This window comes from Dactylosporangium sp. NPDC000521 (assembly GCF_042898305.1).
In the GTDB taxonomy this organism is placed as follows: Bacteria; Actinomycetota; Actinomycetes; order Mycobacteriales; family Micromonosporaceae; genus Dactylosporangium.
In genome coordinates this window covers 157,465-171,216 of record NZ_JBIAYW010000012.1, presented here as the reverse complement: position 1 = coordinate 171,216, position 13,752 = coordinate 157,465, and the positions used below count along the sequence as shown (strand labels likewise).

Sequence of the window (13,752 nt, the reverse complement as noted above, 5' to 3'; positions counted from 1 at the left end):
TCCGAACGGCCACCGCACGACTTCGATCATGGGTCGGAGCGTTGGCGGTGAGTGGTGGAGGGGTCGCGGAGGCCGGCCACCGGATGCGGCGCGCATGCGCCGCTTGCCCTGCCTCGCGCCTCGGCGCGGGCAGTGCGCCGCGAAGCGGCGCATTGGGGTGCGGGTGAGAATCCCCGCCGGGACCCGCCGCGGAAGCGGTGGGGCGGAAGCACAGCGTGAGGATCCCCGCCGGGACCCGCCGCGGCAGCGGTGGGGGGAATTACAGCCTGGCGTTGACGCTGGTGGCAAGGTTTACGGTTGGCGGCATGCGGATCGGTGAGCTGGCGGAGCAGGCCGGGACGAGTGCGCGGGCGCTGCGGTACTACGAGCAGCAGGGGTTGCTCAGCGCCAGGCGGACGTCGAACGGGTACCGGGACTACGACGAGGAAGACCTGCGGCTGGTGCGGGAGATCCGCGCGCTGCTGGAGATCGGGTTCAACCTCGAGGACACCCGGCCGTTCGTGGAGTGCATCCGCGAGGGGCACAGCTCGGGTGCGGAGTGCCCGGCGTCGGTCGAGGTGCTCACCCGCCGGCTCGCCGAGATCGACGACTACATCGTGCGGCTGCGGCGGATCCGGGCCACGATCGTGAAGGAGCTGGGCTGAGTCATGCAGGACGTCACGGATGCCACGTTCGCCGAGGAGGTGCTCGGCAGCGAGCTGCCGGTGCTGGTGGACTTCTGGGCCGAATGGTGCCCGCCGTGCCACCGGCTGTCGCCGGTGCTGGAGGAGCTGGCCAGGGAGTACGAGGGCAGGGCGAGGATCGTGAAGATCGATTCGGATGCGAACCCTGAGACGGTGCGGGCCTACGGGGTGCTGTCGATGCCGACGCTCAGCCTGTTCCGCGGCGGGGAGCTGGTGTCGCAGGTCGTCGGCGCGCGGCCCAAGTCCCAGCTGCGGGCGCAGCTGGACAGCGTGAGCTGAAGCACCCTCAGCTCGGGGAAGCCCCCGCCGAAGTACCACAGGTGCGGGGGAAGCTTTGGATGTGGTGGACGGTCGCCGGGCTGCTGGCGACCGTCGGCTACTTCACGCTGCCCGCGGGGTCCCTGTCCGCCAGCCTGCTCTACGACGGGCTCGGCGCGGCCGCCGCGACGGTGATGATCGCCATCGCCCCGAAGCAGGTCGCGAAGGAACGGCTCGCGTGGTGCCTGTTCGCGGCCGGCACGCTGCTGTGGGCGGGCGGCGACGCGGTCTACAGCTACTACGAGCACGCGCTGCGGCAGGACCCGTTCCCGTCGGTGGCGGACGCGCTCTACCTGGCCGCGTACCCGCTGCTCGCCGCCGGCGTGTTCGTGCTGGTCCGGCAGCGGGCGGTGCGCAGCCGCGCGGCGGTGCTGGACGCCTCGATCGTGGCGACCGGCGCGGGGCTGGTGCTGTGGACGTTCGTCATGCAGCCGATCGCGCACGACGGCAGCGTCGGCGTCGGCACCCGGGTGGCCGCGCTCGCGTACCCGGCGTTCGACGCGCTGCTGCTGGCCATGCTCGCCAGGCTGTTCGTCTCCGGTGCCGTGCGTGACACCGGGATCGGTCTGCTCGCCGCTTCGCTCGCCGTGGTGACCTGCGCCGACGTCGGGTACTCGATCGTCACGTCGTACACCTCCTATGACGGTGGACTGGTCGACGCAGGCTGGCTGCTGTCCTACGTGCTGTGGGCGGCCGCTGGGCTCCACCCGTCGTCGAGGACGCCGCGGCCGAAGGCGCGGGAGACGCAGGCGACGGTCGGGTGGGTGCGCCTGCTGACCCTGGCCAGCTCGTCGCTGCTGGCCCCGGGCGTGCTCCTCGTGCAGGGCATCACCCGGCCGCACGACATCGACTGGCTGCCCGTCGGCACCTGCGCCGTCGTGTTGTTCCTGCTGGTGGGGGTACGCATGGCGGGCCTGGTCCGGCAGGTGCACCGGCTCGCCATGCTCGACGACCTGACCGGGCTGGCCAATCGGCGGGCGCTGGAGGCGCGCATCCGGGCGGCGCTCGACACCCCGGCGGCGGTCGCGCTGATCGACCTCGACGACTTCAAGGGCATCAACGACCGGCTCGGCCACGGTGTCGGCGACCGGCTCCTCGTCGCCGTCGCCGAGCGGCTGCGGTCGGTGGCCGGCCCGGGCGACACCGTGGCGAGGCTCGGCGGCGACGAGTTCGCGCTGCTGCTGCCCGACGGTGACGTGGCCGCCTACGCCGCGGCCCTGGAGCGGCCGTTCCAGGCGGGCCCGCACCGGCTGCTGGTGCGCGCCAGCGTCGGCGTCGCGGACTGCCTGGGCACCGGCGAGGAGTTCGAGCCGCTGCGCCGCGCCGACGTCGCCATGTACGCGGCGAAGAAGACCGGTGGCCGGGTGCTGCGCTACGACACCACCCTCGACCAGCAGGCGTCCGAGCACGCCGAGCTCGGCGCCGAGCTGCGCACCGCCCTCGACGAGTCGCAGTTCTTCATGGCGTACCAGCCGATCGTCGCACTCCCGTCGGGGGAGACCGTCGCGGTGGAGGCGCTGGTGCGCTGGCAGCACCCGCAGCGCGGCCTCGTCAGCCCCGCGGACTTCGTCCCGGTCGCCGAGCACAACGGCCTGATCCTCGAGCTCGGCGCCTGGATCCTGCGCGAGTCGTGCGCCCGGATGGCGCACTGGCGGGCGACCCTCGGCGCCGACGCGCCGCAGCGGGTGAGCGTCAACGTCTCGGCGCGGCAGCTGTCGGAGCCCGGCTTCGCCGAGTCGGTCGCCGCCGTGCTCGCCGACACCGGACTGCCGCCGCAGCACCTGGTCGTCGAGGTGACCGAGACCGCGGTCTTCGACAGCGGCACCGCCCTGGACACGCTGCGCGCGGTGCGCGCCCTCGGCGTGCGGATCGCCCTCGACGACTTCGGCACCGGGCACTCGTCGCTCGGCCTGCTGCAGACGGCGCCGGTCGACATCCTGAAGGTGGACAAGTCGTTCGTGGACCACGTCGGCTCGCCCGGTCGGCAGGCCGTGATCGCGCGGGCCCTCATCGACGTGAGCAACCATCTCCAGCTGACCGCGATCGCCGAAGGGGTCGAGACCGCGGCGCAGGCCGAGGAGCTGTACCGGCTGGGTTACCGCTTCGTCCAGGGGTACCTCTATGGCCGGCCCGCGCCGGACCTCGCAACCTCAGGCCGCCACCTCCGCCCAGCGGAAGCGACGGCGACGGCGACGGCCTGAGCCACAGCCGGCGGCGGCCGGCGACACCCGAGCCACAACCGGCGCTGCCTGAGCGGAAGCCGGCGCCGGCCTGAGCCGCGGCCGGCCACGCCCGAGCCCACAACCGGCGACACCCGAGCCACAACCGGCGCTGCCTGAGCGGAAGCCGGAGCCGGCCCGAGCTGCAGCCGGCCACGCCCGAGCCGCAGCCGGCCACGCCCGAGCCGCAGCCGGCCACGCCCGAGCCGCAGCCGGCGACGGCCCGAGCCACGGACGGCGCTGCCGGAGCGGGAGCCGGCGATGGCCTGAGCCACGGCCGGGCACCGGCCTGAGCGGAAGGCGGTGAAGGCCCGAGTCACGGCCGGGCACCGGCCCGAGTGGAAACCGGCCAAGGCATGAGCGGAAGCCGGCCCGGACCGACCGGTCAGGTGGTCAGCACCAGCTTGCCGCGCAGGCCGCCGGCCTCCAGCCGCCGGTGCGCCTCCGCCGCCTCGTCGAGGGGCAGGGTGCCGGCGACCCGGGTGATCAGACCGGCGCCGAGCAGCTCGGCGAGCAGCGCCCGGTCCGCGGCCACGTGCACCGTGCCGACCCGCACGCCGCGCTCAGGAGCCGGGGCGGACGGGTCGGTGACGGCCACGTGCACGCCCCCGTCGCGGACCGCGGCGATCGCCCCCGGCACCGACGCCGCGTCCAGCACCGCGTCGAACGCCTTCGGCGGCGGGGTGTCCGTGCGCGACAGGACTGTCTTCGCGCCGAGCCCCGCGACGAACGCCTCGTCGCCGGTGGACGCGACCGCGGTCACCTCGATGCCCGCGGCCGCCGCCAGCTGCACCGCGAACCCTCCGACGCCGCCGCTCGCCCCCGTGACGAGCAGTGACCGGCCGGCGGTGAGCCCGGCGATGCGCAGCGCCTGCGCCGCCGTGACCGCGTTCAGCGGCAGCGTCGACGCCGCGACGAGATCCGTGGAAGCGGGCACCGGCGCGAACCAGGCCGGGTCCGCGAACAGCACCGAGGCCTGGGCGCCGACCGTGCCGCCCTGCTCGAACCACGGCACGAACCCGGCGACCCGCTGCCCGTCGTCGGTGACCCCGGCGAAGTCCCAGCCCAGGACGAAGGGTGCGGTCAGATCCGGCAGCAGCGCGGCCAGCCAACCGGCCCGGGTCGCCACGTCGACCGGGTTGACCGCGGCCGCCTCGACCCGCACCCGGACCCGCCCGGCGACGTCAGGGACCGGCAACGGCCGTTCCACGACCCGCACCGCGTCCGCCCCGCCGTACCCCTGCACCTCAACCACTCGCATGACATGCCCCCTAGATCCGAAGTGACTGGGACCAGCCTGACCGGGGGTGGGTACTATTCGAAACCAGGCACCTGAAAGTGCCCTAGTGACGCGAGGGGACCGTCATGACGAAGTCCGCGGAGCAGCAGCGCCTCGAGGCGAAGGTCCTCTACGACGCCTACATGGCCGCGTGCCCGACCCGTGAGGTGTTCGCGACGATCGCCGACAAGTGGGCCGGCCTGCTGGTCAACGCGCTCGCCGACGGCCCGCGCCGGCACAGCGAGCTGCGGCGCCGCATCGCCGGCGCCAGCCAGAAGATGCTGACCCAGACGCTGCGCACCCTGGAGCGCGACGGCCTCGTCAAGCGCACCGTCACCGCCGCCGTGCCGGTCCGCGTCGACTACGAGCTGACCCCGCTCGGCCAGTCCCTGGCCCCGGTCCTCGGCGCGCTGAAGGTCTGGGCCGAGACCAACATCGAGCACATCATGGCCGCCCGGGACGCTTACGAGCGCGTTTAGCATCGCCGGCGTCACAAGCCCTTCAGCGGGCGCCGGCCCGGCCGATGACGCGGGCATGCCGGGATCGACGATGGACGCCGCCACTCGTGACGCGGTGCTCGCCGCTGTACTCGCGGAGCACCCCGACGCGTTCGTCAGCGCCGTCACGGTGCAGGGACTGTTCGCGCCGCTGCCGGACGAGCTGCGGCGCAGCGGCCTGCGCCCGCTCGAGGGCCCGTCGTCCGCGCTGGGCCTCGTCGTCGGCGACGACCACGCCGCGGTCGTCGACGCGTGGCACCGGGCCCTGACCGAGGGCACCGCCGAGTGTCTGTTCCATCCGAAGGCCGCGCCCGGCGTCGTCGCCCGCATGCACCTGATCGACACGACGCACCGCTTCGGCCTGTACACCTGCTGCATCACGGGACTGGAAGGGCAGGCCGACGCGCTCGGCGCCGACCCGGTGCGGCCCCGGCTGGTCACCGTGCGCAAGGACCAGACGGCCGTCATCACCGACGCCGACCCGGGCATCGTGCGGCTGCTCGGCTGGACCGCGGAGGAGCTCGTCGGCCGCCGCGCCATCGACCTCGTCCACCCCGACGACCACCAGCGGGCCATCGCCAGCTGGATGGACCTGCTCACCGTCCCGGACGGCGACGCCCGCCGGGTCCGGCTGCGGCACCTGCACCGCGACGGCAGCGCCATCTGGTTCGAGATCACCAACCACAGCTTCCTCGGCACGCCCGGGCACCCGCACGTCCTCGGCGAGATGCTCGACATCACCGACGAGATGGCCGCCGAGGAGGCGCTGCGCGCCAGCGAGCAGCTGCTGCGCCGGCTCACCGAGGCGCTGCCGATGAGCATCCTGCAGATCGACGCCGACCGGGTCATCGTGTATCAGAACGCGCGGGTCGCCCGCACCATCGGCACCACGGAAGGCGACGTGCTCGACGGTGCGATCCTCGCCGGCGGTGTCGTCCCCGGTGACCTGCCCATGGTCTCCGCCGCCCTCGACGCGGTCCTGCGCGACGGCGCCGACGTCGACCTCGAGTACGGCTTCCGCCACCCGGACACCGGCCTGCGGCGCGTCGACGCGAAGGTCCGCGCGCTCGCCGCCGGCGACGGCCAGGTGACCGGTGCCATCATCTGCCTCACCGACGTCACCGACGCGGTCCGGATGCGCGAGGAGCTGCACCGGCAGGCGACGTACGACGCCCTCACCGGCTGCCGCAGCCGCGCCGCGACCCTCACCGCCCTGGAGGCGGCCCTGACCCTGCCGGCCGGCGGCCGTGGTGTCGCCGTCGTCTTCGTCGACCTCAACGAGTTCAAGCAGGTGAACGACCGGCACGGGCACGCCGCCGGCGACCGCCTCCTCACCCACGTCGGTGACCTGCTGCGCGGCGCGGTCCGCGACGGCGACGTGGTCGGCCGCTTCGGCGGTGACGAGTTCGTGGTCGTCTGCCGCGACGTCGCCGGCCGCCCGCAGGCCCGCCGGATCGCCGAGACCCTCGCCGCCGCCGTCGCGGCCGACAGCGCCGCCCTGCGGCTCGACGGGGTGCGGATCCTGCCGCGGGCCAGCATCGGCGTCAGCTGGGCCCGCCCCGGCACGGTCGACGCCGACACCCTCGTCGCCCGCGCCGACGCCGCCATGTACTGCGCGAAGAAGACCCGAGCCGGCCGCGTCGCCCTGCAGGAAGCCGCGTAGCGCGGGTCGGTCCTCCGCCGCCGGGTCCGCCAGGATCGGCGGTCGGCTCGGGGGAGGTCGCCGCATGGAACGACTCGCACCGTCGGGGACAGAGGTCACCGTCGTCACCGTGCTGACGGGGGCGGGGGTGCTGCTGGCGCTCGCCCTGCTGGTCACCCTGGCGGTGCTGCGCCGCCGGCGCGGCCCGGTCGCCCCGCCACCGGACCGTCCGGTGTCCGGCCTGGCGTTCCTCACGGTGGCCGCGACCGTGCCGCTGTTCTTCGGCGGCCGGCCCGTTCGTCGACGCCCACCCCGCGACTCCGCGAGCCTCTTCGAGCTGCACGGCCGGCAGACGCCGGTGTGCTGGATGGCGTACCTGATCGGCGGCGGCCTCCCCCTCGTCACCGCGCTGCTGAGGTCGCCGTCACCGCGCTGCCGCGGTCGCCGGCCACGCTGCGCCGGGTCGTGGGCCCGCCGGCGGCGCTGGTCGCGGCCCTGATGATGCTGCTGATGGCGGTGCTCCGCCTGAAGATCAGCCACCTGGACGGGCGTCTCGCCGGCGCCCACCTGTCCGAGATCACGCCGACCCCCAAGACCAGTGACGGTGCCGTCGGCGCGTACGCGATGGGCGGCAGATCATGGGCGTCTCCGGCGTGGTGCTGCTGGCGCCGGTCCTCGTGCTGCTGCTCGCCCGGCCGCACGACCTGGTGGTCCTCGTCGCGGTGACCGCCGGCGTCACGATGCTCAGCGCCCCGGACCTCGGCGCCGACTACCGGGGCCTCCGCGACGGCAGGGCCGAGCGCGTCAGCTACTCCGCGTTCGAGCTCGGCGGCCGCGCCCTCGCCTGGCCCGCCGTCGTCACCGCCTTCGGCAGGAACGGGATCGCGATCGTCCTCGCGATCCCGTTCCTGCCGAAGTGGCACCGCGGTGCGGCCACCTTCGCCGCCGCGGTCGCGCCCGTCTGAATCGGCCTCGCCGTCTTCGTCGCCGACGGCGTCCTCAACGGCGTCGGCCGGCGCGTGGACGCCGAGGGCTACACCGTCGCCGCCACCCGCGGCGGCAGCGCGGGCGCGTTCCTGTACATCGTCACGCCGGCGCTCGTCGTCCCGATCGTGGCGCTGCGCGCCTGGTCCGTCTCCCGCCGCACGGCAGGCCGGCGACGGGAGACGGACCAGTAGACGTGCCCCGCGCCGGGGCGGACCGGCGGCGGGTCAGCGGATGGCGAACACCGCCAAGCCTTCGGGGGTCTCCTCGTGGACCTCGACGAGGGTGACGGACGCCTCCGCGGGGCCGTGGCGGGTCCACGCCACCAGCCGCTCGACCGCCTCCAGGGGGCCCTCGAAGACCGCTTCGACGCGGCCGTCGTCGAGGTTGCGGACCCAGCCGCCGACGCCGGCGCCGACGGCGACCCGCCGGCACGTGTCGCGGTAGAAGACGCCCTGGACCCGTCCCGACACCAGCACCCGCCTGCGCTCCATGGTGCGACGCTACGTCATCCTGACGACCTGCGGCTGGCGCAGGGTCACGCGGGCGGCCGTTCGGGCAGCAGCCGCTCCTCGTGGTCGAGCTCCCGCTCCAGGACCCGGAGCCCCTCGTCGGGCAGGGTGCCGGCGTCCCGCCAGCGCAGCAGCTCCTCCCGCTGGGCGTCCATCGCGGCGCGCCGGATGCGCAGCGCCGCCTCGTACCGTGGCGACACCGGCATCTCGGGTGACTCGGCGCTCTGCAGGAGGTCGATGCGGCCCTGGTACCGGGCGAGGCGCTGGCCGAGCAGGCCGCGCATGACCTGGATCGCCTCCGCCTCGGCGGCGGCGTCCTCCGCCGCGGTGGGCGCCTCCGCCGGGGAGCGCCGGTCGGGCCGTTCGCCGAGGTCGAGGGAGAGGTCGTCGAGGCGTTCGAGGGCGGCGCGGACCGACGCGGCGCGGGCCTCGTTGCGCAGGCGGGCCTCGTCGACGGCGTCGGCGCGCAGGCCGAGGCGGCGCACGAGCGGGCCGAACGTGAGGCCCTGCACGACGAGCGTCACGAGGACGACGGCGAGGGTGCAGAAGAGCAGCAGGTCCCGGTCGGGGGTGATGCGGGGCAGGGTGAACACGGCGGCGAGGCTGATGACGCCCCGGGTGCCGGCCCAGCTCAGCGCCGTGACCTCCCGGCCGGTGAGCTTGCCGGCGTGCTGCCCGGTGCCGAGCCGGGAGTGCAGCGACCTGGGCAGCGACTGGGTGAGCAGGAGCCACACCGGCCGGATGAGCAGCACCGACCCGACCGACACGAGGACCGCCGTGACCATGGTGGAGGTCTCGTACTGGCGCAGGCCCCGGATCACCTCCGGCAGCTGCTGGCCGATGTACAGGAAGACGAAGCCTTCGAGCAGGAAGTCGACGAGCCGCCAGACGGCGCTGGTCTGCAGGCGGCTGGCGCCCGACGCGGCGCGGGGCGCGTGGTGGCCGACGACGAGCCCGGCGACGACGACGGCGAGGACCCCGGAGACGTGCAGGTGTTCGCCGAGCAGGTACGCGGCGAACGGCGTGGCGAGGGAGATCGCGTTGGCCGTGAGCGGGTCCCGGTTGAGGGGCCGCAGCATCCCGACGCCGATGGCGACGGCCGCGCCGACGGCGGCACCGCCCGTGGCCGCGACGACGAACCGGATGACGGCCGCGGGTGCGGAGAACTTGTCGCCGACGATCGCCGCGGACGCGAAGCTCAGGATCGTCAGGGCGGTGGCGTCGTTGAGCAGCCCCTCACCCTGGATGATCGTGACGAGCCGCTGCGGCAGGCCGACCCTGCGCCCGACGGCGAGGGCGGCGACCGGGTCGGGCGGGGCGACGGCGGCGCCGACCGCGATCCCGGCGGCGAGGGACGCGCCCACGACGAGGTGGTGGAAACCGAGGCCGATGACGAGCGCGGTGATGAGCACCAGGATGACCGACAGGCTGACGACGATCCGCACGTTGCGCCGGATCGCCATCAGCGACGCGTCGAGCGCCGTGCTGTACAGCAGCGGCGGCAGCACGAACGTCAGCAGGATCTCCGGCTCGACGCTGATGCCCGGGCCGGGCAGCAGCCCGTACGCGATGCCGAGGACCGGCAGGATCGCGGCGGCGGGCAGCCCGGTGCGCCCGGCGAACCAGCGCACCGCGACGACGACGGCTACCGCGGCGAGGGCGAACAGCAGCAGCGTCTCGGCACCCACCACCCCATTGTCGGCGCCTAACGGGTGGAAGGCCGCCCGGACGGCGACTTCGCCGGCGTCGCACCGGGCGCCACGGCCGGCTGCTCGGCGTTGTTGTTGATCATTTCGGGGTGGTCGGCGAGGAACGGGCCGACCTCGTCCCGGACGATCGCGGTGAGGAGCGCCTTCGCGTTGTCGTCGAGGATCTCGTACGACTGCCCGCCGATCGTCTCGGAGTGGAAGTCGCCGTTGTTGACCTTCAACGTCACCATCTGGTCGGGTTTGATGCCCTTGAGGGTGAAGATCCAGTCGGTGAGCACGATCTTGTTGTTGTAGAACGAGACCGCGTCGCCCATCCGGTTCAGCATCTCGGTGATCTTGATCGGGTTGAAGATGACGCCGGAGCTCGTGGCCTTCTTCAGCATCGCCTTGATGAACTGCTGCTGGTGGCGCTGCCGGCCGTAGTCGCCGTCGTTGTTGGCGAGCTTGTCGCGCTGCCGCACGTAGTCCAGGGCCTCCCAGGCCGCCATGTCGTAGCAGCCGACCTCGTAGATCTGGGGGCGCATGTTGGGCTTGAGCGTGGTGGGGAGGTCGTTGACGAAGTTGTACGGCACGCCCTCCTTGCCGGTCTTGGTGTTCCAGCCGGTGTGGATGGAGGTGACGCGCTCGTCGACGCACATGTGCACGCCGCCCATCGCGTCGACCAGGCCCTTGAACCCGTCGAAGTTGACGATCGCGGCGCCGTTGAACCTCAGGCTGCCGCCGGCCAGCTCCTTGACGGTCTCGGCGAGCAGCTCCAGGCCGCCGTCGCGGCCGCCGCCGTTGTCCGAGCCGGCCTGGAACGCGGCGTTGATCTTGCCGGTGCCGCCGGTGTACTTCGTCTTCGGAAACGCCGGGATCTTGACCCGGGTGTCCCGGGGGATCGAGGTCAGGTAGACGGCGTCGTGGCTGGCCGGGATGTGCGCGATGATGATCGAGTCGGCGCGGACGCCCATCTCGGCGTTGCCGGCGCGCTCGTCGACGCCGACGAGCAGCAGGTTGATCGGGCCGTCGATGGTGTTGCCCTGGGCGGCGGCCTGGCCGAGGCCGCCCTCATGGGTGATCTGGTCGCTGTAGTGGTCCAGCAGCAGCTTGCCGCCGATCAGCCCGCCGCCGCTGGCGACGAGCAGCAACGCGCCCAGCACGAGGAGCAGCTTCGCCCACAGCGGGTCCTTGCGCTTCTTCTTCGCCACCGCACGCCCCTCCGACCGTCGAACTCATGCTGAAGACGGAACCGGGGCGTGCAACGTTGCGTCCCGCTACTCGGATCGGCCGTCTTTGACGATAGCGCCGAGAGTTTCCACTGGTCGTCCCGTGTTCACCTGGCGTACCAGCGGCGAATGTGGCGATGCTCACCCGGCCAGGTCGACCACCGAGCCCGACGGGCGGCGCGGGGTCGCGGGGGCGGGCTGGATCCGGCCGGGCACGCCGATGCGCACCACCATCGCCGGGTGGCCGACGCCGCCGAGCATCCGGCGCAGCATCGCGCGGGCCGGCAGGACCTCGACGAGGTCGCTCATCGGCGAGGCGGCCAGGCCGTCACCGGCGGCGGTGAGCAGCACCGCCGACAGCGCCTCGCCCGCCGCGATCCAGTCGCGGGCCAGGTCGCCGCCGGTGACCAGCACCGCGTAGCGGGCGTGCCGGTCGGCGACGTCGCCGCCGTCGTACACGCTGGGACGGGCACCCGGTGTCCCGGTGAAGTCACGGACCGGCACCGGCCGCGGCCCGCCCGCCGCGGCGGTCGCCGGTGGCACCCCGTCCTCGGCGCCGTCGCGGACCCAGGTCGCGAGCTCCACGCGGTACGCCGGGTCGGCATGCTCCACGTCGGCCGCGTGGCCGGCGGCCACCACAACGTCGACCAGGTCCCGCGGGCGGACCACGTGCAGGTCGGCGCCGGCGGTCGCGGCCGCCCGGCGGAGCCCGTCGAGGGCGGCCTCGGGCACGTCCCGGTCGGCGAACGGCCGCCGGTCGGTGCGCCGGATGCCGATCGCCCGGCGCAGCCGCTGCGCCGCCGCGGTGCGCTCCACGGCGCCGGCGACCCGCACGGTGGCGAGCAGGTCCGGGTCGCCGGCGTCCGGCAGGCACGTCACCTCCGCGGCGAACCCGTCCGCGGCGAGCGCGACCCGGGCGTGGTGCAGGGCGGCGCCGCAGCTGAGCGTCAGCAGCCGGCCGTCGGGGTCGATCACCGGCAGCTGCCGCGACCGGTCGGCGCGCAGCTGCGCGGTGTCGCCGTCGATGCGCCAGTGCCACGGCTGGGTGTTGAGGATCGACGGGGCGCCGAGGGCGGCGAGGACGGCGTCGGTCAGCGCCCGGCCGCCCGGGCTGACCCGCGCGGCGGCGCCGCGGTCGGTGTACAGGATGGCGGCCATGACGGGGCTCCTTCAGATGCTCGGAGAGTGACGCCTCCAGCCTCGCCGCCGCGGCGGGTGGCGGGCAGGGCGCAGCTGCCCACACCCGCGGGACCTTCGACCCGTGCTCACCGGGACCGCGGCGTAATCCGGTGTACGACCGGCCGCCGCGGGGTGTCACGCTGCTCGCATGCACCTGGACCTGGCCGACGGCCGGATGGTCGCGCCGCGGATGCTGACCATCACCGAGTACATGATCGACAACTCCTGCTGGTGGGTGCGGCTGCCACGGCCGTTGTTCGTGCGGGCCGGCGAGCGGCTGTGGCTGGACGGCACGCAGGTCGTCGTGGAGCGGCTGGACGGCAGCGAGGACCGGCCGGAGATCCAGCCGGCCACCGTGCGGTGGGCCTACAAGCTGCTGTGAGAGGAGCCCGCCTGCCGTCGCAGGCGGGCTCCTCCGTGCGGGCCGCTCAGGCGGTGACGGGCTGCGGCGCGGGGGTGCGGCGGAGGCGGGGCAGCCAGCGGACGTCGCCCGCGGTGGCCGGGTCCGAGCCGTAGGCGAGCAGGGTCAGGAAGACGCCGTAGACGGGCAGGTGGCCCAGCAGCTCCGGGGCGCCGAAGATGAGCAGCGTCGCGTTGAACGGGACCGCCGCGACCAGCATCGCCAGCTGCGGCATCGCGCCCGAGAGGACCAGCAGGCCGAAGAGCAGCTCGGTGGCGCCGGCGACGAGGATGAACGTGTCGGCGGGGACATGCAGGCCGAGGTACGAGAAGACGTCCAGCTGCGGGTAGTGCTCCAGGGTGGCGCGGGCCATCGCCGGGTTGGCGAGCTTCTCCGAGAACGCGAGCGTGACCAGAGCGGTCGCGACACCGACCCGCAACGCGAGCAGCGCCCGGCGCAGGGCCTTCGGGTCGGCGGCGACGGCGCCGTGCCGGTCACCGGACGGCGGCAGGAACGCGAGGAACCCGGCGATGCCGAGCAGGTCCGCGGCCTCCAGGAGGCTGACCGGCCCGGTCGCGGCGAGCGCCACCGGCCCGACGACGACCAGCAGCAGGGCGGCGGGGCGCAGCCGGTACCCGGTGATGAACCAGACGCCGAGCGCGCCCTCCACGACGCCCAGCAGCGCCGGGGCGGGCAGCTCGTGCAGCTCCAGGTCGGCGGCGAGGAAGTAGCCGCGGGCGGCGAGGGTGAGCAGGCTGACCCCGAGGTGGATCGCCAGCAGGCGCGGCAGGTAGGGGGTGATCCGGCCGAGCGGGCGCAGGATGGTGAGCTCCGGGGTGCCGACCCGCCGCCCGACGGCCCGCCAGGCCACGGTCACCGCGACGACGAGCGCGAGCACCGCGAGCGTCGCCGGCCGGGTGGCGAACGACCAGTCCGGCGTGTACGCCGACGGGTCCTTCAGGAACCACTTCTCGTGGGCCAGCACAATGTCGTCGCGTTGCATCGGGTCGCCTCCAGCGTCCGCCGTCATCCTTGCCATCTCAGGATCGGCGGGCACGGCGCACGTCCTCAGGGCCGAAGGTCCTGAGTCGCCGGGACACGTGGCAGCACGGCAGCCTCACC

At 74.0% G+C, this 13,752-nt stretch carries 15 protein-coding genes; 9 read left to right on the top strand and 6 right to left on the bottom strand.

All coding sequences use genetic code 11. The annotated features are described in order from the left end of the window. Positions 1 to 305 precede the first annotated feature (305 nt). Genes ACFY3L_RS34855 through ACFY3L_RS34845 form a run of 3 tightly spaced genes read left to right on the top strand, consistent with a single transcriptional unit; the run spans position 306 to position 3,202 of the window. Positions 306 to 644, top strand: coding sequence for a MerR family transcriptional regulator (locus ACFY3L_RS34855; protein ID WP_389334002.1), 339 nt, complete (start codon positions 306 to 308; stop codon positions 642 to 644). A gap of 3 nt (positions 645 to 647) precedes the next feature. Beyond that, positions 648 to 962, top strand: a complete 315-nt coding sequence (gene trxA / locus ACFY3L_RS34850; protein WP_389333999.1) for a thioredoxin — start codon at positions 648 to 650, stop codon at positions 960 to 962. A gap of 41 nt (positions 963 to 1,003) precedes the next feature. Further along, complete coding sequence (locus ACFY3L_RS34845; protein ID WP_389333996.1) at positions 1,004 to 3,202, top strand: putative bifunctional diguanylate cyclase/phosphodiesterase; 2,199 nt, start codon at positions 1,004 to 1,006, stop codon at positions 3,200 to 3,202. 403 nt (positions 3,203 to 3,605) lie between these two features. On the opposite strand, the gene ACFY3L_RS34840 is transcribed toward ACFY3L_RS34845, so the two are convergent. Then, the gene (locus tag ACFY3L_RS34840) at positions 3,606 to 4,481 is read right to left on the bottom strand and encodes an NADP-dependent oxidoreductase (protein WP_389333993.1); all 876 of its coding nucleotides are present in this window, start codon (positions 4,479 to 4,481) and stop codon (positions 3,606 to 3,608) included. A gap of 104 nt (positions 4,482 to 4,585) precedes the next feature. Here ACFY3L_RS34840 and ACFY3L_RS34835 point away from each other — a divergent pair, with 104 nt between their 5' ends. The 5 genes from ACFY3L_RS34835 to ACFY3L_RS34815 all read left to right on the top strand — a co-directional run bounded on the left by ACFY3L_RS34835 (position 4,586) and on the right by ACFY3L_RS34815 (position 7,816). Continuing rightward, positions 4,586 to 4,978 (top strand): winged helix-turn-helix transcriptional regulator, encoded by a 393-nt coding sequence (locus ACFY3L_RS34835; protein ID WP_389333990.1) that lies wholly within the window; start codon positions 4,586 to 4,588, stop codon positions 4,976 to 4,978. Positions 4,979 to 5,033: 55 nt separating this feature from the next. Further along, positions 5,034 to 6,659, top strand: a complete 1,626-nt coding sequence (locus ACFY3L_RS34830) for a diguanylate cyclase domain-containing protein (RefSeq protein WP_389333987.1) — start codon at positions 5,034 to 5,036, stop codon at positions 6,657 to 6,659. Positions 6,660 to 6,723: 64 nt separating this feature from the next. Continuing rightward, on the top strand, positions 6,724 to 7,137 hold the full coding sequence (locus tag ACFY3L_RS34825; RefSeq protein WP_389333984.1) for a hypothetical protein: 414 nt from the start codon (positions 6,724 to 6,726) through the stop codon (positions 7,135 to 7,137). Between the two features lie 139 nt (positions 7,138 to 7,276). Beyond that, the gene (locus ACFY3L_RS34820; protein WP_389333981.1) at positions 7,277 to 7,603 is read left to right on the top strand and encodes a hypothetical protein; all 327 of its coding nucleotides are present in this window, start codon (positions 7,277 to 7,279) and stop codon (positions 7,601 to 7,603) included. Between the two features lie 54 nt (positions 7,604 to 7,657). After that, the gene (locus ACFY3L_RS34815) at positions 7,658 to 7,816 is read left to right on the top strand and encodes a hypothetical protein (protein WP_389333978.1); all 159 of its coding nucleotides are present in this window, start codon (positions 7,658 to 7,660) and stop codon (positions 7,814 to 7,816) included. A gap of 33 nt (positions 7,817 to 7,849) precedes the next feature. On the opposite strand, the gene ACFY3L_RS34810 is transcribed toward ACFY3L_RS34815, so the two are convergent. From ACFY3L_RS34810 to ACFY3L_RS34795, 4 genes are all read right to left on the bottom strand, one after another. Further along, positions 7,850 to 8,116 carry an acylphosphatase gene (locus ACFY3L_RS34810; RefSeq protein ID WP_389333975.1) on the bottom strand — a complete coding sequence of 89 codons (267 nt, stop codon included), beginning with the start codon at positions 8,114 to 8,116 and terminating at the stop codon, positions 7,850 to 7,852. Between the two features lie 44 nt (positions 8,117 to 8,160). After that, positions 8,161 to 9,822, bottom strand: coding sequence for a cation:proton antiporter (locus ACFY3L_RS34805; protein ID WP_389333972.1), 1,662 nt, complete (start codon positions 9,820 to 9,822; stop codon positions 8,161 to 8,163). Between the two features lie 17 nt (positions 9,823 to 9,839). Next, positions 9,840 to 11,033 (bottom strand): LCP family protein, encoded by a 1,194-nt coding sequence (locus tag ACFY3L_RS34800; protein WP_389333969.1) that lies wholly within the window; start codon positions 11,031 to 11,033, stop codon positions 9,840 to 9,842. Between the two features lie 159 nt (positions 11,034 to 11,192). Further along, positions 11,193 to 12,209, bottom strand: coding sequence for an Acg family FMN-binding oxidoreductase (locus ACFY3L_RS34795; RefSeq protein WP_389333966.1), 1,017 nt, complete (start codon positions 12,207 to 12,209; stop codon positions 11,193 to 11,195). 169 nt (positions 12,210 to 12,378) lie between these two features. Between ACFY3L_RS34795 and ACFY3L_RS34790 the strand changes: the two genes are divergently transcribed. Then, positions 12,379 to 12,612 carry a hypothetical protein gene (locus ACFY3L_RS34790; RefSeq protein WP_389333963.1) on the top strand — a complete coding sequence of 78 codons (234 nt, stop codon included), beginning with the start codon at positions 12,379 to 12,381 and terminating at the stop codon, positions 12,610 to 12,612. A 46-nt stretch (positions 12,613 to 12,658) separates the two neighbouring features. Here the strand turns inward: ACFY3L_RS34790 and ACFY3L_RS34785 are convergent, their stop codons facing one another. Beyond that, on the bottom strand, positions 12,659 to 13,633 hold the full coding sequence (locus tag ACFY3L_RS34785) for a hypothetical protein (RefSeq protein WP_389333960.1): 975 nt from the start codon (positions 13,631 to 13,633) through the stop codon (positions 12,659 to 12,661). Positions 13,634 to 13,752: the final 119 nt, after the last annotated feature.

Bases quoted from the DNA above. Each gene is read 5' to 3' on its own strand.
- ACFY3L_RS34855 (WP_389334002.1), top strand. From the start codon at position 306: ATGCGGATCGGTGAGCTGGCGGAGCAGGCCGGGACGAGTGCGCGGGCG.
- trxA (WP_389333999.1), top strand. From the start codon at position 648: ATGCAGGACGTCACGGATGCCACGTTCGCCGAGGAGGTGCTCGGCAGC.
- ACFY3L_RS34840 (WP_389333993.1), bottom strand. From the start codon at position 4,481: ATGCGAGTGGTTGAGGTGCAGGGGTACGGCGGGGCGGACGCGGTGCGG.
- ACFY3L_RS34835 (WP_389333990.1), top strand. From the start codon at position 4,586: ATGACGAAGTCCGCGGAGCAGCAGCGCCTCGAGGCGAAGGTCCTCTAC.
- ACFY3L_RS34830 (WP_389333987.1), top strand. From the start codon at position 5,034: ATGCCGGGATCGACGATGGACGCCGCCACTCGTGACGCGGTGCTCGCC.
- ACFY3L_RS34825 (WP_389333984.1), top strand. From the start codon at position 6,724: ATGGAACGACTCGCACCGTCGGGGACAGAGGTCACCGTCGTCACCGTG.
- ACFY3L_RS34820 (WP_389333981.1), top strand. From the start codon at position 7,277: ATGGGCGTCTCCGGCGTGGTGCTGCTGGCGCCGGTCCTCGTGCTGCTG.
- ACFY3L_RS34810 (WP_389333975.1), bottom strand. From the start codon at position 8,116: ATGGAGCGCAGGCGGGTGCTGGTGTCGGGACGGGTCCAGGGCGTCTTC.
- ACFY3L_RS34795 (WP_389333966.1), bottom strand. From the start codon at position 12,209: ATGGCCGCCATCCTGTACACCGACCGCGGCGCCGCCGCGCGGGTCAGC.
- ACFY3L_RS34790 (WP_389333963.1), top strand. From the start codon at position 12,379: ATGCACCTGGACCTGGCCGACGGCCGGATGGTCGCGCCGCGGATGCTG.
- ACFY3L_RS34785 (WP_389333960.1), bottom strand. From the start codon at position 13,633: ATGCAACGCGACGACATTGTGCTGGCCCACGAGAAGTGGTTCCTGAAG.